Source organism: Streptomyces sp. NPDC059832 (genome assembly GCF_042731715.1).
GTDB lineage: Bacteria > Actinomycetota > Actinomycetes > Streptomycetales > Streptomycetaceae > Streptomyces.
In genome coordinates, this window is the sequence record NZ_JBHWIY010000022.1 from 14,990 (window position 1) to 33,744 (window position 18,755).

Below are 18,755 nucleotides of genomic sequence, written 5' to 3' on the forward strand. Positions count from 1 at the left end.
CCCGCGGACTCCTGCCGGGTCCGTCCCGGCGTGGCGACTACGGTTCGCCTGTCGGCAGTTGGACGACCAGCCGTGTACCGGGATGGTTGTCCTCGATGTGGATACTGCCGTGGTGGGCCGTGACGATGTCGCGGACGATGGCGAGGCCGAGCCCGCTGCCGCCGGTGCCCCGCGCACGGGCATCGTCCAGGCGGGTGAATCGGCCGAAGACGCGCTCACGGTCGGCCTCGGGAATGCCGGGGCCGTCGTCGGCGACGACCAGGTGTGCGGTGTTGTGCAGCGTATGGAGGCTGATGTCGACGCGGGTCGCGGCGTAGCGCAGCGCGTTGTCGAGGAGGTTGCGTACGACGCGGGCGAGGGCGTCCTCGTCGCCTGTCAGGCGTGCGGCGCCGACGGCGTGCTGGTCGATGACGAGGCGGGTGCGGCTGCGGGCCTCGCGCACCTCGGCGAAGACGATCTCGTCCAGGTCCACGGGCCGGGTCCGCAGCCGGGGCCGGGCGTCGAGTCGTGCGATCCGGAGGAGGTCGTCGACGAGACGGTTGAGCCGTTCGGTCTCCCGGAGCAGGTCGGGCGCGAGGGTCTGCCAGTTGGCGGATTCCGGGTGGTGGTCGGCGACTTCGAGGCGGGTGCGCAGGGTACTGAGGGGGCTGCGCAGTTCATGGGCGGCGTCCGCGATGAACCTCCGTTGTCGCCGGGTCGCGGCGTCCAGGCGGCCGAGCAGGTCGTTGAAGGTCGTGGCCAGTCGGCCCAGCGCGTCGTTGGCGGGTGGCACGTCGAGACGGCGGCTCAGATCGGACCCGGTGATCTCGGCCGTCTGGGCGCGCATGGCGTCCACGGGTCGCAGCGCGCGTCCGGTGAGCAGCCAGACAATTCCGGTGAGCAGGGCGACGACTGCCGGTACGCCGGTGGCCAGGCCTGCGGAGAGTTGCGCCAATCCGTGGTCGACACTCTCGGTGGGCACGGCCACGTACACGGTCACGGGGTTGTGGGGCGTGCCTGCGGGTACGCCGACGGCCCGCCAGGTTCCTTTCTCGTGCTCGGGGATGTCGTGGACGGCGTGGGCGTGCGGGGTCCCGGACCGGCTTGCCGGGAAGGTGAACAGCCGTGGCAGACCGCGCAGGTTGGCCGAGCTGGAGAGTACGTCTCCCTTTCTGTCGACGATCTGCACGGCGGCTTCCGCGTGGGAGGTGGCCGGCACTTCTGCGCCGATCTGGTTGTTGTCCACGTCAGCGGCCACGACTTGGGCACGTTGCAGCACGGTCTGATCGAGGCCGTTGATCAGACTGGCGTGCAACCAGACGACGAGCAGCAGGGCCGCTCCGGCCAGTCCGGCTGCCATGACCAGGGCCGCGGCGGCGGTCAGCCTCAGTCGCAGCGACCGGCGGGCCCACCAGGAGCGGACGTCGGCGGCCATCGGTCATCTCGCAGTGCTGTGGAGTCGGTATCCGGCACCGCGGACGGTTTCGATGGTCCGGCGGCCGAACGGGGCGTCGATCTTGCGCCTGAGATAGCCGACGTACACCTCGACGATGTTGGTGTCGCCGTCGAAGTTCTCGTCCCAGACGTGGGTGAGGATGTCGGTCTTGCTGATCACCTCGTCGGCGTGCCTGAGCAGGTATTCCAGGAGAGCGAATTCCCTTGCTGTCAGGTTGATGTCCCGTTCCCCGCGGCAGCAGCGGTGGCAGGCGGGGTCCACGGTGAGGTCGTCGGCGGTGAGCACGGCGGGCCGGGCGGGTGCGCCACGGCGCAGCAGGGCTCTCAGGTGGGCGACGAGCACCACGTAGGAGAACGGCTTGCTCAGATAGTCGTCGGCGCCGAGGTCGAGGGCGTCCGCCTCGTCGTACTCGCCGTCCTTCGCCGTGAGCATCAGCACCGGCGTCCAGATCCTGGCTGCCCTCAGCCGTTTCAGCACTTCGTATCCGGACAGTTCGGGCAACATGATGTCCAGCACGATGACGTCGTAGGGCTCGTGCAGGGCCCGCCACAGTCCGTCCGCCCCGTCGTACGCGATGTCGGCGACGAACCCCTCTGCAGCCAGTCCGTCGGCGATGGCATCGGCGAGCGCGGGCTCGTCCTCGGTGATCAGCATCCGCATGGTGACCTCTCCGTCCACCATAGCCCCGGGCCGAAGTTGCTGTTTCCTGAAAGGACGCTGAGAGGCGAGCCGGTTCTCAGTCTCTTCTCAGTGCCGCGGCCACAGGCTGGAGTCGTCAATCGGAAATGGTCAGTCGAGGAGAGGAACGATGAGCGACCTCAGGGAAGGACGCCGGGGCAGGGACGAGGACGCCCCTGAGCGCAGGCGGTACGACGACAGCGGCGACCGGCGGGAATCCGACGAGCGGCGGGACAACAGGCGGCCCGAAGGACGACGTGAGCCCGGCACCGGGGAACGTGAGCGTCTGGCTCGTGCCTCGCGTGTCACCGATCAGCCACTCGGCTGAATGGCGGAGTGAGCAACTACCGATATCGAGAAGCGCACTTGGCAGGCCCGTGCCTCGGGCCAAAGGCCGAGTGCGCTTCTCGGCGACATCGGACTTCGAGCACGCGCGGGGCGCGGGTTCCCGGGTCACTCCCGCATCACGGCTTCCACCAGTTCCTCGGCCAGGTCCTGGGTGTGCTGAATCGGCAGGCCGTGGTCGGTGTACCAGTCCGCGGTGGCCTCGGGGTGCGGTCCGGTGACCGCCACGCGGCCCTGGCCGAACCGGGTCACGAGGGCGGCGGCGGCACCGTTGTCGTAGGTGGCGAGGATCCTCGCGTCGGCGTTCTCGTCGAGGACGAAGAGGGGGCCGTCCTGGAAGAACACGGTGCGCGGACGGCCGCGCCATGTCACCTGGATCACCGTGTCGCGCTCGTCGTGGACCGTGGCGCCCGGGGAGGAGATGTACTGGTCGGTGTCACCGGGCAGCAGACCGAAGCCCGGGGTGGCTCCGGCGAGGTAGCCGCCGAGGCAGAAGCCCAGATAGCTCCCTCCTCGGTGGACGAAGTCACGTACTGCCCGGCGCTGCCTTCGTAGTCTCCGGTAGGCGGACGAGAGCGTGCCGCCACCGGGCTGGGCGTACAGCGCGGCGTGGGACAGGGTCCGGGCCGTCAGCGGAAGTGCCTCGTCGGGCCCGGTGAATCGGACGTCCAGATTCCATCGAGCCGCGGCGAGGAGCCCCGCGACCGCCTCGGGGCAGCCGGGCTGTGAGGCCGGCCCTCGGTAGACGAGGGCCAGGCGGCGGTGCCCGGCGAACGCCTCGGTGTGTGTCATGGCGGTCTCCCTCAGTGCGTGGACCGGGCCGGACCGACGGACGCAGGAGCGGCAGACACAGGGCCGACGGGCGCAGGACCGGCAAACACAGGACCGGCGGATGCCACGGCGGTTCCTTCGGCCGGGAGCCCCTGCCAGTTCGTACCCGAAGTCAGCCGCTCGCCCTTCATGACCAGCGACAGCGCTCCGAGCCGGACGTCGGCGCCCACCACCGTGTCGTAGAGCACGACCGTCCGCGGGCCGATGCTCGCCCCGGGGCCGACGGTCACCGTCGACATCTTCATCACGCGGTCCTCGAACAAATGGCTCTGCAGCGAGACGTGCATACCGATCTCGGCGTCGTCGCCCACCTCCACCAGGTCGAACTCGGTGAGGAACGTGGTACCGATCCAGGTGCGCCGTCCGATGCGGGCGCCGAACCGGCGCAGCACCGGCGGCAGGAGCGGTGTCCCCACCAGAAGGCCCACACCGATCGGGACCGCGGCCGCCTCGAACAGTCCGGTCACGAACTCCGTACGGCGCACGAACAGGCTCCACAGGGGCTCGACGCGCGGCCGGTACTTTCCGGCGACCACCCACTTGGCCAGCACGCAGTACGCGATGACCGCCAGCGCGGCGCCCATGGCGAGCAGCGGGGACACCAGCAGGGGCACGAGCGGCCCTGTGCGGTGTGCGGTGTCGGCCAGGGCCAGCAGGTACAGGCAGCCGCTGACGGCCAGTACCGAGGCGGGCATGGTGGTCCGGAGGAACTCGATGGCCAGACGGCCGAGCACGGCCGTGCGGGAAGGCGAGAACGTCAGCCTCTCGGGATACGTCCCGCTGTCCTGGCGTACGGGAAGCCGCAGGGCGGGCGAGCCCAGCCAGGTGCTGTCGGCAGGCACACGGTCCGTGGGCGGGACCGTGCCCACACCGATCAGGCAGCCCGGACCGAGCCGTGTTCCCGCGGGAACGAGCGCCGAGTTGCCGACGAAGGAACGTTCGCCGACCGCGGTCGGCTCGAAGGTCATGCGGTCGGCCGCGAAGGTGGCGACGCCGATGCCGGCCATGTCGGCGACGAAGCTGCCGTCGCCGAGGGTGAGCAGGTCCGGGTCGATGTGCGACACGGTGGACACCTCGGCGCGGCGGCCGATGCGGGCGCCGAGCAGCCGCAGCCACGGGGCCGTGTAGAGCGTGGCGTACAGCGAGTTGGTGAACATGAGGCTGTGTTCCAGCAGCTTGTCCGCGATCCACTTGCGTACGCCGAGTGCCGAACGCGCCGGGTGGGTTCCCGGGGGTGTCCTCGGCAGGACCATGCGCTTGCCGACCGCGACGGTCAGGCACACCGTGATCACGAAGACCGGGCCGGACAGCACGGCGGCGGCCAGTCCGGTGATCGGGCCGCCGTGCTGCCAGGCCCACCAGAGCAGGGAGACACTCGGCAGGACCATGGCGACCGCGACTGCCTCCAGCAGGACCAGACCGAGCAGGACGGCGAGCAGCTGCCTCGGCTGCCAGCGGTCCGTCTCGCCGCGGGTTCCCAGCATCGCCTCGACAGAGGGCGACAGCGAGGTGACAGGACGTGCGGGCGATCCGGCGCTGCGCGCCCCGGCGGGTACCGGATCGTCCGGGCCCGCCACGGACTGCTCGCCGAGCGCGGATCCGGGTCCCAGGGACGCGCCGGGTTCACAGACCGCGTTGGCACCTACGAAGGCCCGCTCGCCGATGGTGATCGGGGCGATCGTGACCCAGCCGTCGGCGACCTGCCAGGGACGCAGTACGGCGCCGTAGCCGATCGCGGCGTCACGGTCGATGCGCAGCAGCGTGGGCAGGCCGACCAGGCTGGTGGCGATGGTGGTGTCAGGGCCGATGCGTGCCCCCAGGAGCCGCAGGTAGCGGCCCATCATGGGCGACCCGCTGAGGACCCGCAGGGGACTGATACCGTGCACCAGCACGTCCAGCACCCACAGCCGCAGATAGGTCGCTCCCCACAGCGGGTACCGGCCGGGCCTGATGCCCGCCGCCAACGGCCGGGCGAGAGCGACGGGAACGAGCCAGCGCACGGCGAGATAGCCGGCCAGCACGGTGAGGGTGGACCACACCGCTCCCCAGCCCGAATCCTGGCCGTGATGGACCGAGTAGGAGAGAGCCACCGGCCCCGTGAGCAGCAGGAGCAGGCCGTACATCGCCGCCAGCTGGGCCAGCCCGGCACGCGCGATCCGCCCACGGCCGTGCTGTAGCGGGGCGGGGCGGGGCCGCGCCGTCGGGGCGGGGCGGGCCGCCAGGTAGCTCAGGCGTGCCGCGAGCGCCCGCACGGTGGGGTGCTCGTACAGGTCCCGCAGGGTGGGTCCTGCCGTGCCGTCCTGGTCGCGCAGCAACGACACGGCACGGGCGGCGAGCAGGGAATGTCCGCCGAGGTCCGTGAAGAAGTCGGCCTCCGCCGACAGCTCCCCGGGGGCCATGCCGAGCGCCTGCGCCCAGGCGTCGCGCACTCTCGTCTCCAGGTCCCCGCGGACCGACACCACGCGGCCGGTACCGGCAAGCCGGCGGCCGGCCGGTGGCGGCAGTCGTCTGCGGTCGGCCTTGCCACTGGGCATGACCGGCAGCCGGCTGAGGAAGTCCAGGGTCGACGGCACCATGTAGGCGGGCAGTGCACGGCGCAGGCGCTCGTGCAGCCGGGCGGTGAGATCGCCCTCGGAGCCTTCGCGGTCCTCGGTGCGCACGACGTAGGCGGCGAGGACACGGTCGCCGTCGCCCGCGGCCATGAGGGCGGTGGCCGCCTGGGCGACACCGGGGTCCTCCATCAGTACGCTGTCGATCTCCTCCAGTGACACGCGATACCCGCGGATCTTCACCTCCGCGTCGGCCCGGCCGAGGTACTCGATCTCCCCGTCGGCGGTCATCCTGCCGAGGTCCCCGGTGCGGTAGAGAGGGCCGTTCCCGGGCGCCAGAGGGTGTTCGACGAAGCGGTCGGCGGTCAGGTCCGGTCGTCCCACATAGCCACGGGCGAGGCCGGGGCCACCCAGGCAGATCTCGCCGACGGCGCCCTGCGGGACGGGGCGGCGCCGCTCGTCGAGGAGCACGACCGTGTACGTCGGCAGGGGCCGGCCGATGGTGACAGGCCGGCCCGGAAGGAGCTCCTGCCACGTGGCCGTCACGGTTGCTTCGGTCGGTCCGTACGTGTTGAGCATGCGCCGTCCCGGCCTGCTCCATCGTTCGACGAGTGCGGCGGGACATGCCTCACCGCCCACGACGACGCTGCGGATCCGCGGGAGGTCGCGCGGGATCGTCGCCAGCAGCGTCGGTACGCAGTACAGGACGGTCACCCCGTGTTCCTGGAGGAAATCGGCGAGCTCGGCACCGAGGCGTCCGGGGCCGGCCGGTCCGGCGACGAGCGTCGCTCCGGCCGCCCAGGTCGGCCAGATCTCCTCGATGGAGAAGTCGAACGAGATCGCCATGCCCTGGTACACCCGGTCCCGCGGCCGGACACCGTAGACCGGGGAAACGACCCGCAGGAAGTTGCAGATGCTCGACTGGGCGATCTCCACGCCCTTGGGCCTGCCGCTGGACCCGGACGTGTAGATGACGTACGCCAGCGGGTCCTCCGCGCGCCGGTCCTCGATGGACGGGCGCGAGGACGGCAGCAGATCGAATTCCCCGGCGCGCGCGTCGACCTCGACCACCGGGCACTCCTTGTGCGGCCCCGCCCGGACGGCGTCGGAGGCGAGAGCGGACGTGGTCAGCACCACGTCGGCGCCCACATCACGCAGGATGAAGGCAACCCGGTCGGGCGGCGCCGCGGGGTCGATCGGAACGAACGCCGCCCCCGCCTTGCAGACACCCAGCACGCACACGTACGTCTCCACGGACTGCGGCAGCAGCAGGGCCGCGAGCCTGCCCGGACCGATTCCGATCCGACGCAGGTAATGGCCGACTCGATTGGCCCGGACGTCGAGGTCGGCGTAGGTCAACCGGTGTGCACCGCATTCGAGCGCGATGGCTGCCGGTGTGCGGTCGCAGGCGCCCTCGAAGAATTGGTTCAGTCTGTCCGCGTCGCCCGTTCTCCTCGATTCGGTCCAGTCACCGATCAGGACGTCGGGCAGCGCAGCGGTGCGGGAGACCATGAACTCCCCCTCATCCGGTGCGAAAGATGCTCGGTCGTCTCAAGCCTGGGCGACACCGGCTGAGAAGAAGCTGAGCTCGACATCGAGTGCTCTCGGCTCGACGTTCAGCCCGGTCCTCGAAGCGGTCTCGGCTCGCCTGTCATGGTGGCTCCGGGCGATCCGGCGAAGGACTTCGCCCCGGGCTTCGCAGTCTGCGCTGCCTCGTGACCTGGGGCACGCCGCGCGAGGAGGTGGAGCGGCACAACCTCCGTGCCGCGGTCGCGCCGGCCGGGATCATCCCGGTCGGCCGCTCCAGCCGGGTGACGGCCGCCGCGCGGCGGCTGGTCCCGGAGCCCCACCGCCGCTGGCTCGGCGCGAAGCCCGACGACGGGGAGGCGCTTGCCGCGAAGGCGGGGAGCCTGCTGCTGCCGCCCGTCGACGACGCGGTGGAGAACCCGTATTACCGGCGAGCCCTGGAGGCGCTCTTCGGTGCCCCCGTGGACCTGGCGGGGCGCGGGCCGTGCCGGCTCTGCGGGCGCTACTCCCAGTCGGCACGCCAGGGGCTCTTCTACTGCCACGGCTGTTGCGCCCTGGCGAGGAACGGGGCTCTGCGGGACACGGGAGCGGACGGAGCGTGGACGGAAGCGATCGTGTACGCGCTGTGCAGGCTCGCGGAGGTCGAGTTCTCCGGGCCGCCGTCCCTCGCCCAACTGGACCGTGTCTGTGTCCTGCGGTACCCGGCCGTCAGCCGGTTGGTCCAGCAGCGGCGGCGGGCGTGGCGGGGCCGCCCAGGCCGAGCCGGTGTCCGAGGCCGACGCCGTGCTGGTAGAGGGCCGTTCCTTCAGCGAGCCGGCTCTTCTCCCACGCCCGCAGGGCGCCGTCGAGGGACGGAACCTGCTGCAGGGCGGTGAAGAGGGTGATGGCGTCGGCGGCCGCCTTCTCCGCGCTGGCCGCGGTGTGCGGCCGGACGACAAAGGCCGCGTCGCCGGTCAGCAGCATCCGGTCGTTGCGCATCCGGGTGACCCGCCCGTCGAGGATCGCCTGCGCGAACGGCTCCCTGGTGTGCTCCACGAGCTCACGCATGGGCTCGGGAAGCAACTTCCGCGTACGGTCCAGGAGCTCGTCGTGCACCCCCGGGGCCATCAGCCCCGGGGGCAGGGAGAGTCCGTGGGCGGTGCCGTTCCGGTCGGTGGTGATGCGGTCCAGGCCGGCCGCGTCGGCCCGTACGTACCACACCCAGTTCATCCGGCGCTTTCCCGGCGTGGTCGTGCCGAAGTCGCCCGGGATGAAGTAGCACAGGAACTGGGTGCGGTCCCCGTCGTAGAAGCTGAAACGGTCGCGGAAGACTGCGCTCAAGTCCTCGGAGAGGTCGGCCTCGCCGATGACGCCCCGGTAGGCGACATACCCGGCGTAACGGGGAGCACTGTCGGGTGTGACGAGCCCGCGATGGCGGGAGGCGGAGCCGTCGGCGATGATTGCGAGGTCCACGGAGTGGACGGTGTCACCGAGGTGGACGTCTACGCCGTCGGGCCTGGGTGCGAGTGCCGTCACTGGTTTCCCGTCGTGGTAGCGCGCGGGGTCGAGGCGGTCCCGCAGGGATGTGTAGAGCGCACCCCAGGAGATCATCTGTTGCCGCATGAGCGTGTGATGGCTACGCCCGTCCCGGCTGAAGAACTGCCGGTGCGTGACGGGCACGCTGATCCGGTCGGGGTCGACGCCGCAGAACATGCTGAGGAACCAGGCAACGCTCGGCTGGAGCACGATCCCCGCCCCGCGGTCGTCGGGGCGGCCGGAGGACCGCTCCCAGACGGTGACGTCCAGTCCCAGCTCGGTGAGCGCGACCGCCTGGAACAGGCCCCCCAGCGAACCGCCGACGACGCCCACTGACTCGATGTCCGGCACGGTGGTCACAGCGAGCACACTCCGTTCTCACACACGGCGCCGTCCGGCACCTGGGTGGCATGACGCTGAAGGATCTCCACGAGCGTGTCGGTGCCGACGGCGCCGTTGACCGCCTTGTCGCCGATGATCAGCAGCGGCACTCCGCGAAGGCCGATGTACTCGGCCAGTTGTTCGTCCTTCGCCACGGCCGTCTCCAGCGCAGGGTCCGTCAGCCGTGTGGCCACACCGTCGCCGAGCCCCATCTCCTTACCGATCCGGGCCAGCACGTCCACATCGCCGATGTCCTGCCCCTCGGAGAAGTAGGCCACGAGCAGGCGGTCGGCCATGGCCGCACTCGACTGATCGCTCTGCTCGGCCAGCGCGATCAGCCGGTGTCCGGCCCGGGTGTTCGGTGTCCTGGTGATCGCCTCGTAATCGAAGACGATGCCCTCGTCCCGGCCGGCCGGCACCGTGCCGGCATCCAGCCGCTGCGAACGCTCCCAGCTGCCGAACTTCTCACTGCGATAGGTACGCCGGTCCACACCGGCCGTCGGCATCGCCGGGTTGAGCTCGAAGGCGTGGTGGCGGATGCGGAACTCCTGACCGGTGCGTTCCGTCACGATGTCGACGGCCCGTTGCAGCCGGCGCCCGCCGATGTAGCACCAGGGGCAGATCAGATCGCTGAACACATCAAGGTCGATCATGGGTAGAGCCTCCCAATCGAACCGACTAGTCTGTTCGATGACAACGGCGGTGGGGCCTTGCCCATTCCCGCCCTTCACCGGAGGTGCCGATGACCGCTTCTGAGACCACTCGCGGCAGGATCGTCACGGCTGCGGCCGACCTCTTCACCCGCTGCGGCGTGCGCGCCGTGGGTATCAATGAGATCTGGCGCGCCTCCGGGGTGGCCAAATCGACCCTGTACCAGCACTTCCGCTCCAAGGACGAACTCGTCGCCGCTGTTCTGCGCCGACGCAACAACGCGTGGTGCGCGCGCCTGCGCGCGAGTGCCGCGGCCGCGCGGACGCCCCAGGACCGGCTCCTTGCGATCTTCGACCTGCTGGCCGAGGAGTTCGCCGACCCCGCCTACCGCGGCAGTGATCTGGTGAACGTCGCCGCCGAATACCCCGACCCCGATCACCCCGTGCGGGTCGCCATCCGCGACCACAAACGCGAAATCCTCCACTACCTGGGAGCACTCGCCGAGGAAGCGGAGGAGACCGATCCCGAGGCGACCGCGGCCACCGTGCTCATGCTCGCCGACGGAGCGGCCTGCGCCCGTGTCAGCCTCGGCGACACTGCCGCCGCCGGCCTGGCCCGGAAGGCGGCGTCGCGTCTGCTGGCACCCGCCTGAAGCAGGGCCGGATCAGTCGCCGACGCGCTGAGTGCGGGCATCTGCCCCGGCGGAAGGGGACCCGCACCAGCCACTACGGACGACGAGGCCACGCACCACCGGAAGCCGACCCACCGTCACCCAGAAGACCTTTGCGGTACTGGGCCGCGAGGGTCTCGGGGACTTGCCCGCGCCCGCACCGCGATGCTCCTTGGAGCACGCGACGCCCTGAGTGCACTGTCGGAACGATGCCGGTGCGCTCTCGGGAAAACCGGGCGCCGTGAACCGACTTAGCGTGACGACGAAGCGGACCGAGAGCCGTTCGTCCACGTCGCAGGAGGTTTGCGGAAGGTGTCCACGATGCCGGTCGGGGGGCTGGTGCCCCGCGCCACCGAGAACGCGGCGGACCTCGTCGTCCGCAACGCGAAGATCCACACGGGAGACCCGTCCCGCCCCGCGGCCCAGGCGATCGCCGTCCGCGACGGCCGTGTCCTCGCCGTCGGCGACGACCACGACATGGCCGGCCATGTCGGCCCCGCGACCCGAGTCGTCGACGCGCTCGGGCGCCGAATGGTGCCCGGACTCAACGACTCCCATCTCCATGTCATTCGCGGCGGCCTCAACTATGTCCTGGAGCTGCGCTGGGACGGCGTGCCGAGTCTCCGCGAGGGCCTGTCGCTGCTGCGCGAGCAGGCCGCCCGTACGCCCAAGGGGCAGTGGGTGCGTGTGGTGGGCGGATGGTCGGCCGAGCAGTTCGCGGAACGGCGGCTGCCGACCGTCGCCGAACTCAACGCCGCCGCCCCCGACACTCCGGTGTTCGTGCTGCACCTGTACCAGTCGGCGGTGCTCAACCGGGCGGCGCTCAGGGCCGCCGGCTTCACCCGGGACACCCCCGAACCCCGGGGCGGCCAGATCGTACGCGGCCGGGGCGGAGAGCCGACCGGCATGCTGCTCGCCGCACCCAGCGCCCTGATCCTCTACTCGACCCTCGCCAAGGCCCCGGTCCTCGACGGCGAGGACAAGAAGGCCTCCACCCGCCACTTCCTCAGGGAACTCAACCGCTTCGGGCTCACCTCGGCCATCGACGCGGCCGGCGGTTTCCAGAACTTCCCCGACAACTACGCCACGGTCGTCGACCTCGCGAAGGCGGGACAGCTGTCGCTGCGCATCGCCTACCACCTCTTCCCGCAGACCGCGGGCCAGGAGATCGCCGACCTCACCCGCTGGGTCGAGACGGCCCGCCCCGAGGACGGCGACGAGTGGCTGCGGCTCAACGGCGCGGGAGAGAATCTGACCTGGGCCGCGGCGGACTTCGAGAACTTCGCCCAGCCCCGCCCCGAACTCGCCTCCGGCTACGAGGCGGAATTCGAGAAGGCCGTGCGGCTCCTCATGGAGAACGGCTGGGGCTTCCGGCTGCACGCCACCTACGACGAGACCATCCGCAGGGACCTCGCCGTTTTCGAACGGCTCGCCGCCGAAGGCCTGTTCCCGTCCGGCAACCGCTGGCTCTTCGACCACGCCGAGACCGTCACCGAGGACAGCCTGGACCGGATCGCCGCGCTCGGCGGCGCCCTGTCGGTGCAGAACCGGCTGTCGTTCCAGGGCGAGGCCTTCGCCCGCCGCTACGGCATCGGCGCTGCCGCCGCCGCTCCGCCGATCCGGGCCATGCTGGAGCGCGGCCTGACCGTCGGTGCCGGCACCGACGCCACCCGCGTCTCCACGTACAACCCCTGGGTCGCCCTCCACTGGCTGGTCTCCGGCCGCACCGTCGGCGACGTCCTCGTCCGCCCGCCGTGCAACCGGGTCGACCGGCGGACCGCGCTCGCGATGTTCACCACGGCGGGCGCCGAACTCACCGGCGAACAGGACGTCAAGGGCGTCCTGCGCCCGGGATACCTGGGCGACTTCGCGGTCCTCTCCGAGGACTGCTTGACCGTGCCGGAACCCGTGATCCCTCACATCGAGTCCCTGCTCACGGTCGTGGGCGGCCGCATCGTGTACGCCGCCGGCGAGTACGAGGGCCTCGACGAGGAACTGCCCCCCGTTACCCCCGCCTGGAGCCCGGTCGCGCACTTCGGTGGCTACCGGTCCGCCGACACCGCGCACCTCGGCGGCGTCCGCCAGGCCGAGTTGATCGGCGAGGCCGTCGGGGAGGCCGGCGAGCACCTGCGGTGGCGGGTCCGCCGGGGCCTCGCACCTCAGGGCGGGGACGCGTACGGGGACGGGTTTCTCGACCCCTGTGTCTCCCTCTGAAGCCACCCCGATTCACCTGTGTATCCACTGTGTCCACCGACGAAAGGCAGTACTCCCATGGTCGACATCGCCCAGGTCACCGCGGCCCCCAGCCCCGACCTGCTCACCCCCGACAACTGCGCCGTCCTCTTCGTGGACCACCAGCCGCAGATGTTCTTCGGCACCGGCAGCGGCGACCGCACCGCGGTCATCAACTCCACCGTCGGCCTGGCAAAGGCCGCCCGGGTCTTCGACGTACCGGTCGTGCTGAGCACCGTGGCGGCCGAGTCCTTCTCCGGCCCGATCCTGCCGCAGCTCGCCGACGTCTTCCCCGACCAGAAGATCATCGACCGCACCTCGATGAACGCCTGGGAGGACGAGGCCTTCGTCGAGGCGGTGAAGGCGACCGGACGCAAGAAGCTCGTGATCGCCGGCCTGTGGACCGAGGTCTGTGTGGTCCTCCCCACGCTGTCCGCCATCGCCCAGGGTTACGAGGTGTACGTGGTGACCGACGCGTCCGGCGGCGTCAGCCCACAGGCGCACGAGCACGCCGTGCAGCGCATGATCCAGGGCGGTGCGATACCGGTGACCTGGGTCCAGGTGCTCCTGGAGCTCCAGCGCGACTGGGCGCGCACCGAGACGTACGTCGCCACCACCGACGTCGTCAAGGGGCACGCCGGTGCCTACGGCCTCGGGGTGGTCTACGCCCAGGCCATGATCGGCACCCACGCGGCCGGCTGAGAACCCGGGACGGGCAGGGACGGAGAAGACGGGAACAGGCAGGAACGTGATGGACACCGGACTGTTGGTCCTCCGGCTGGTGGCGGGGCTCCTCGTCGCCGGGCACGGAGTGCAGAAAGTCAGTTTCCGGCTGGGCGGCGAGGGCCTGGCCGGGGGAACCGAGGAGTTCCGGCGGGACGGGTTCCGCGGCGGCCGGCTCACCGCGCTCGCGGCGGGCGGCGGCCAGGTCGGCGCCGGCCTGTTCCTGACGGCGGGGCTGCTCACTCCCGCGGCGGCGATGGCCGCCGCGGGAGTGATGACGGTGGCCACGACCGTCAAGTGGCGCAATGGGCTGTGGGTGCAGCACGACGGGTACGAGTACCCGTTCTTCCTCGTCGTCGTGGCCGGGGTGCTCGCGCTCACCGGCCCCGGCCGCTGGTCGGCGGACCACGCGCTCGGGCTGGCCCCGTGGCCCGTGTGGGTCTCCGCCGCCGCCCTCGTCCTCGGTCCCGTCAGCGGGCTGCTGACGCGCGCACTGCTGCACCACCCCTCCGTCGCGGAAGGAGCATCCCGGGATGCGCACGCTGCTGGTTGACGCGGCCCGCACGCTGGTCCCCCCGAAGGGGGACCGGCACGGCCCGCTGCCGCCGCTGATGCTGGCCCTCACAGTGGTGACCGGTCTGGTGGACGCGGTGAGCTTTCTGGGGCTCGGACATGTTTTCGTCGCCAACATGACGGGCAACGTGGTGTTCCTCGGCTTCGCCCTGGCGGGAGCCGATGGCCTGTCCGCACTCGCCTCCGTCGTCTCCCTGGCCGCCTTTCTCACCGGCGCGCTGGCCGGCGGCCGCTTCGGCGTCCGGTTCGCCATGCACCGAGGCCGGTTGCTCGCCTCGGCCATGGCCGTGCAGACGGTGCTGTTCGCCGGGGCGCTCGGCACGACCGTCGCGGGGCACGACACAGTGGGGACCACCGTCCAGTACACCCTGATCGTGCTCCTCGGCCTCGCGATGGGGCTGCAGAACGCGGTCGCCCGGCGGCTCGGCGTCCCCGACCTGACGACGACCGTGCTCACCCTCACTCTCACCGGGCTCGCCGCCGACTCCGGCCCGGCCGGCGGCGCGGCGCCCAGACCCGGCCGACGGATCCTGTCCGTGCTGGCGATGTTCCTCAGCGCCCTCGCCGGAGCCGTACTCCTGAAGATCGGGATCTCCCTCGTCCTGGCGGTGGCGCTGGCACTGCTCGCCACGGGCGCGGCGGTTCTGTGGCGACTCTCGGTCCCGGATGCGGGGTGGGCCGCCGCGCCGTGAGCCGGGTCATGCGCTTCAGCGGGAGGGGGTCTCCCGTACCGGGTGCCTGCTCAGGATCGAGACCCGGTTGAAGGCGTTGATGGTGATGACCACCCAGATCACCGCGGACAGCTCGTCGTCGCTCAGCACCTCGTGGGCCTCGGCGTACGCCCGCTCCTGGGCGAGGGCGTCGGCGGGGTGGGTGGTGGCCTCGGCCAGAGCGAGGGCGGCGCACTCGCGGGCGGTGAAGAGTTCGGTGTCGCGCCAGGCGGCGAGCACGCCGAGGCGCCGGGTAGTCTCACCGGCCCGCAGCGCGGCCCGGGTGTGCACGTCGAGGCAGTAGGCGCAGCCGTTGAGCTGGGAGACACGGAGGTTGACCAGCTCGACCAGGATCCGGTCGAGACCCGCATCGGCGGCGGTGGTGCGGACGGCGTCGGCCGTCTTCACCAGTGCCTGGTACGCGGTGGGGCTCTGCTTGTCGAGGTGGATCCGTCCGGTGGACCGGAGGGCTGCCGTGACCTGTACCGTCTCGCTCACCCTGTGCTCCTTCGTCTGTTGCCGGGCGTTGTCGTCACGACTACCATCCTCCACAATTGTTGAAATCAGAACTAATTGGAGGGGTCTGGAGATGGGTGACACAGAGGTCGAGGTCCTCACGGCCCGGGACGTCCCGCTGGGTGGCCCGCGCGCCATGACCGTACGCCGCACGCTGCCCCAGCGGGCCCGGACACTCATCGGGGCCTGGTGCTTCGCCGACCACTACGGCCCCGACCTGGTCGCCGAATCCGGCGGCATGGACGTCGCCCCTCACCCGCACACCGGACTGCAGACCGTGAGCTGGCTCTTCACCGGCGAGATCGAGCACCGCGACAGCCTGGGCACCCACGCCTTCGTACGGCCCGGAGAGATCAACCTCATGACCGGCGGACACGGCATCAGCCACACAGAGGTCTCCACACCCGACACCACCGTCCTGCACGGCGTCCAGCTCTGGCTGGCCCTCCCCGAAGAACACCGCCACGCCCCTCGCGACTTCCAGCACCACGCCCCTGAGCCGCTCCGCGTCGACGGCGCCGAACTCAGGGTCTTCCTCGGCACGCTGGCCGGCGAGACCTCCCCCGTCCGCACCTTCACCCCGCTCCTCGGCGCCGAACTCCTCCTCGCCCCCGGCGCCACCGTCACCCTCGACGTCGACCCGGCCTTCGAACACGGCCTGCTCGTCGACGAAGGCGACGTCCACCTCGCCGGCACGGTCCTCCACCCCGCCGAACTCGGCTGCGTGGCCACGGGGCGCACGACACTCACCCTCACCAACGCCTCCGACCAACGCGCACGGGCGGTCCTGCTCGGCGGCACGCCGTTCGACGAGGCGATCGTCATGTGGTGGAACTTCATCGGCCGCAGCCACCAGGACATCGTCGAGGCGCGGGAGGAATGGGAGCGGGCCTCCGACCGATTCGGCAGCGTCGACGGCTACCCCGGCGACCGGCTGCCCGCCCCCGCCCTGCCGAACGCCGTCATCGCACCCCGCAAGAACCCCTCCCACCACTGAACCCCCCACCGAAAGGACCGTCATGAACGAGCCGACCACCACCCCCCTCGTCCGACGCGTCGACGCCCGCCACCGCTACGAGATCCTCGTCGACGACAAGCGCGCCGGCCTGACCGCCTACCGCGACCTCGACGACCGGCGGGTCTTCTTCCACACCGAGATCGACGACGCCCACGCCGGCCAGGGACTCGCCGCGATCCTCGTCGAACAGGCCCTGATCGACGTCCGCGCCTCGGGGATGCGGGTCGTCCCCGTCTGCCCGTACGTGGCCAAGTTCCTCAAGAAGCACCAGGAGTTCGCGGAAATCACCGACCCCGTGAGCCCCGAGGTCCTCACATGGCTCGACGCCCAACTGGGACGCTGACGCCACCGGACAAACAGCTCGGGCCGATCGAGCAAGGCGTAAAGTGTGGACGGGCGCGGCGTGATCATGAGGAGTAGGTGTGACTGCGGTCAGCCTTGAGCACGCCACTCTCCCCGCCGACACCGGCGAGGTGACCCTTCTGATGGCCCGCCGGGTGGAGCCCGGTTACGAAGCCGCCTTCGAGGTGTGGGCGAAAGGCATCCTCGACAGCGCGGCCGCCTTCCGCCGCCACCTGGGACACTGACTCTTCCGCCCCTCCGGCGGCGACGCCCCCTGGCTCCTCGTCCACCGCTTCCGGGACGAGGAGGCCTGCCGGGCCTGGCCGGAGTCGCCCGAGCGGGCGGCCTGGTCCGCCGGCAGCCGGGGACACCACCACACCGAGGTCGCCCGACGCGAACTGACCGGCATGGAGGCCTGGTTCGCCGAGCCGGGCTCGACACGACCCGCACCGCCCCCGTGGAAGACGGCGATCAGCGCGCCCCTGGCGATCTACCCGATCTCCGTGCTCGGCAGCCTCTTCCTCGTCCCACACCTGAGGGCTGTCCCGCTCCTGCTCAGCAGCGCGATCGTCGCCTGCGTCTTCAATGCGCTGAAGACGTACGTGGCGATGCCCCTCGTGAGCAGACTCCTGCGCAACTGGCTCACCCCGTAGCACATCGAGCCAGAGGTTCCTCGCCGGCTCGCACACAGTGCGGGGCCTGCCACTCTCCCGGGCCGGAGGCGAGTACGACCGTGCGCGTGGCCCGGTCGTGTCCCCGTCGTCTCCCGGGACTCAGGCTGCGTGCAGGGCCGCGTGCAGTGTGCGGACGGCCAGGGTGATGGCGGCCTCCGCGGCGTGGGTGCCGCGCAGCGCGTTGAGCATCACGAAGTCGTGGATGATGCCCTGGAACCGGACGGCGGTGACGGATATGCCCGCCTCGCGGAGCTTGTTGGCATAGGCCTCGCCCTCGTCGCGCAGCACATCGGCCTCGCCGGTGATGACGAGGGCCGGCGGCAGACCGCGGAGCTGCTCGGTGGTGGCGCGCAGCGGGGACGCGGTGATCCGGGCGCGCTCGGCCTCGTCGGTCGTGTACTGGTCCCAGAACCACTGCATGCCGTCGCGACGCAGGAAGTACCCGGTGGCGAACTGGTGGTACGACGGGGTGTCGAAGTTCGCGTCCGTGACCGGGTAGAACAGCACCTGCTGGACCAGCCGGACGCCGCCGCGCTCCTTGGCCATCAGCGTCAGCGCGGCCGTCATGTTGCCGCCGACCGAGTCGCCTGCCACCGCCAGCCGCGAGCCGTCGAGGTTCTTGCCGGCTCCCTGCTCCACAATCCACCGGGCGACGGCGAAGTTCTGTTCGATCGCGACCGGGTAGCGCGCCTCGGGCGACAGGTCGTACTCGGGGAACACGACCGCGGCGTTCGCGCCGACGGCGAGTTCACGCACGAGGCGGTCGTGGGTGCGAGCGTTACCGAAGACCCAGCCCGCGCCGTGGATGTAGAGGATCACCGGCAGGGTGCCCTCGGCACCGGCGGGCTTGACGATGCGGGCGCGGACACTGCCCGTCGGGCCGCCGGAGACGGTGATCCATTCCTCGTCGATCAGCGGCTTGTCGATCTCGCCGGACTGCACCTCGTCGACCGCCTCACGACCCTCCGCCGGCGGCAGGTCGAAGAGGTAGGGCGGGTTGGCGGTCGCCTTGGCGAACTCGGCTGCCGCGGGTTCCAGCACCGGTTCGACCGGGGCAAAGACATCAGACATGCGCATCTCCTGGAACTCTTCGGGTACGGCGGTCGTTTCCGGGAACCGATCCGGTTCGTCGTGCCGGGCACTCCGGCGCCGCTTCTCGGCACGGTAGATCCCCTGCGCGCGCGGTGGTTGTCCGCAGGCGCACCTCTGATGTCCCCACAGCGCACGACAGCGTCTCGGCGGTCGGACGGCGGGGCGGGCGGCCGCCGGAACGGCGATCCCGTGACGCACTTGCCGGTCGCGCATCCCGTGCGCTGTGAGCAATGCTCCAGGTGTTCCAGTGCGCCGGCAGGACACACGACGCCGTCCGCCGGGATCTCGCCGCC

General features: G+C 70.9%; 18 protein-coding genes. 10 read left to right on the forward strand and 8 right to left on the reverse strand.

Annotated elements, in window-relative coordinates; all coding sequences use genetic code 11:
* Window positions 1-37: 37 nt before the first annotated feature.
* Entirely contained in the window at window positions 38-1,414 is a 1,377-nt protein-coding gene (locus tag ACFV8T_RS30500) for an ATP-binding protein (RefSeq protein ID WP_385333865.1), read from the reverse strand.
* Window positions 1,415-1,417: 3 nt separating this feature from the next.
* Window positions 1,418-2,095, reverse strand: coding sequence for a winged helix-turn-helix domain-containing protein (locus tag ACFV8T_RS30505; RefSeq protein WP_385333868.1), 678 nt, complete (start codon window positions 2,093-2,095; stop codon window positions 1,418-1,420).
* A 148-nt stretch (window positions 2,096-2,243) separates the two neighbouring features.
* On the opposite strand from ACFV8T_RS30505, the gene ACFV8T_RS30510 reads away from it, so the two are divergent.
* Window positions 2,244-2,441 carry a hypothetical protein gene (locus ACFV8T_RS30510; protein WP_385333871.1) on the forward strand — a complete coding sequence of 66 codons (198 nt, stop codon included), beginning with the start codon at window positions 2,244-2,246 and terminating at the stop codon, window positions 2,439-2,441.
* Between the two features lie 125 nt (window positions 2,442-2,566).
* On the opposite strand, the gene ACFV8T_RS30515 is transcribed toward ACFV8T_RS30510, so the two are convergent.
* The 4 genes from ACFV8T_RS30515 to ACFV8T_RS30530 all read right to left on the reverse strand — a co-directional run bounded on the left by ACFV8T_RS30515 (window position 2,567) and on the right by ACFV8T_RS30530 (window position 9,914).
* Window positions 2,567-3,250 carry a BPL-N domain-containing protein gene (locus tag ACFV8T_RS30515; RefSeq protein ID WP_385333873.1) on the reverse strand — a complete coding sequence of 228 codons (684 nt, stop codon included), beginning with the start codon at window positions 3,248-3,250 and terminating at the stop codon, window positions 2,567-2,569.
* Between the two features lie 11 nt (window positions 3,251-3,261).
* Window positions 3,262-7,350 carry a Pls/PosA family non-ribosomal peptide synthetase gene (locus tag ACFV8T_RS30520; RefSeq protein ID WP_385333876.1) on the reverse strand — a complete coding sequence of 1,363 codons (4,089 nt, stop codon included), beginning with the start codon at window positions 7,348-7,350 and terminating at the stop codon, window positions 3,262-3,264.
* 723 nt (window positions 7,351-8,073) lie between these two features.
* Window positions 8,074-9,240 (reverse strand): hypothetical protein, encoded by a 1,167-nt coding sequence (locus ACFV8T_RS30525; protein WP_385333880.1) that lies wholly within the window; start codon window positions 9,238-9,240, stop codon window positions 8,074-8,076.
* A complete protein-coding gene (locus ACFV8T_RS30530) occupies window positions 9,237-9,914 on the reverse strand; it encodes a DsbA family oxidoreductase (RefSeq protein WP_385333883.1) in 678 nt (225 codons plus the stop codon). Before ACFV8T_RS30530 ends, ACFV8T_RS30525 begins: the two co-directional genes overlap by 4 nt.
* Before the next feature lie 89 nt (window positions 9,915-10,003).
* Here ACFV8T_RS30530 and ACFV8T_RS30535 point away from each other — a divergent pair, with 89 nt between their 5' ends.
* The 5 genes from ACFV8T_RS30535 (at window position 10,004) to ACFV8T_RS30555 (ending at window position 14,802) form a co-directional block, all read left to right on the forward strand.
* Window positions 10,004-10,564: a TetR/AcrR family transcriptional regulator gene (locus ACFV8T_RS30535; protein WP_385333885.1), complete on the forward strand. Its 561-nt coding sequence runs from the start codon at window positions 10,004-10,006 to the stop codon at window positions 10,562-10,564.
* Window positions 10,565-10,903: 339 nt separating this feature from the next.
* Window positions 10,904-12,796 carry an amidohydrolase gene (locus ACFV8T_RS30540; RefSeq protein WP_385334149.1) on the forward strand — a complete coding sequence of 631 codons (1,893 nt, stop codon included), beginning with the start codon at window positions 10,904-10,906 and terminating at the stop codon, window positions 12,794-12,796.
* 57 nt (window positions 12,797-12,853) lie between these two features.
* Window positions 12,854-13,516, forward strand: a complete 663-nt coding sequence (locus ACFV8T_RS30545) for a hydrolase (RefSeq protein ID WP_385333888.1) — start codon at window positions 12,854-12,856, stop codon at window positions 13,514-13,516.
* 49 nt (window positions 13,517-13,565) lie between these two features.
* Window positions 13,566-14,090, forward strand: a complete 525-nt coding sequence (locus ACFV8T_RS30550) for a DoxX family protein (protein ID WP_385333891.1) — start codon at window positions 13,566-13,568, stop codon at window positions 14,088-14,090.
* Window positions 14,071-14,802, forward strand: a complete 732-nt coding sequence (locus tag ACFV8T_RS30555; RefSeq protein WP_385333893.1) for a YoaK family protein — start codon at window positions 14,071-14,073, stop codon at window positions 14,800-14,802. The genes ACFV8T_RS30550 and ACFV8T_RS30555 overlap by 20 nt, the downstream gene beginning before the upstream one ends.
* Before the next feature lie 15 nt (window positions 14,803-14,817).
* Here the strand turns inward: ACFV8T_RS30555 and ACFV8T_RS30560 are convergent, their stop codons facing one another.
* A complete protein-coding gene (locus ACFV8T_RS30560) occupies window positions 14,818-15,318 on the reverse strand; it encodes a carboxymuconolactone decarboxylase family protein (RefSeq protein ID WP_385333895.1) in 501 nt (166 codons plus the stop codon).
* 91 nt (window positions 15,319-15,409) lie between these two features.
* On the opposite strand from ACFV8T_RS30560, the gene ACFV8T_RS30565 reads away from it, so the two are divergent.
* The 4 genes from ACFV8T_RS30565 to ACFV8T_RS30580 all read left to right on the forward strand — a co-directional run bounded on the left by ACFV8T_RS30565 (window position 15,410) and on the right by ACFV8T_RS30580 (window position 17,349).
* A complete protein-coding gene (locus ACFV8T_RS30565) occupies window positions 15,410-16,333 on the forward strand; it encodes a pirin family protein (protein ID WP_385333898.1) in 924 nt (307 codons plus the stop codon).
* 22 nt (window positions 16,334-16,355) lie between these two features.
* Window positions 16,356-16,697: a GNAT family N-acetyltransferase gene (locus ACFV8T_RS30570; protein ID WP_385333901.1), complete on the forward strand. Its 342-nt coding sequence runs from the start codon at window positions 16,356-16,358 to the stop codon at window positions 16,695-16,697.
* A gap of 79 nt (window positions 16,698-16,776) precedes the next feature.
* Window positions 16,777-16,941: a hypothetical protein gene (locus tag ACFV8T_RS30575; protein ID WP_385333904.1), complete on the forward strand. Its 165-nt coding sequence runs from the start codon at window positions 16,777-16,779 to the stop codon at window positions 16,939-16,941.
* Window positions 16,942-17,103: 162 nt separating this feature from the next.
* Window positions 17,104-17,349 (forward strand): hypothetical protein, encoded by a 246-nt coding sequence (locus ACFV8T_RS30580; RefSeq protein WP_385333907.1) that lies wholly within the window; start codon window positions 17,104-17,106, stop codon window positions 17,347-17,349.
* A 120-nt stretch (window positions 17,350-17,469) separates the two neighbouring features.
* Here the strand turns inward: ACFV8T_RS30580 and ACFV8T_RS30585 are convergent, their stop codons facing one another.
* Window positions 17,470-18,441, reverse strand: a complete 972-nt coding sequence (locus tag ACFV8T_RS30585; protein WP_385333910.1) for an alpha/beta hydrolase — start codon at window positions 18,439-18,441, stop codon at window positions 17,470-17,472.
* Window positions 18,442-18,755 lie beyond the last annotated feature (314 nt).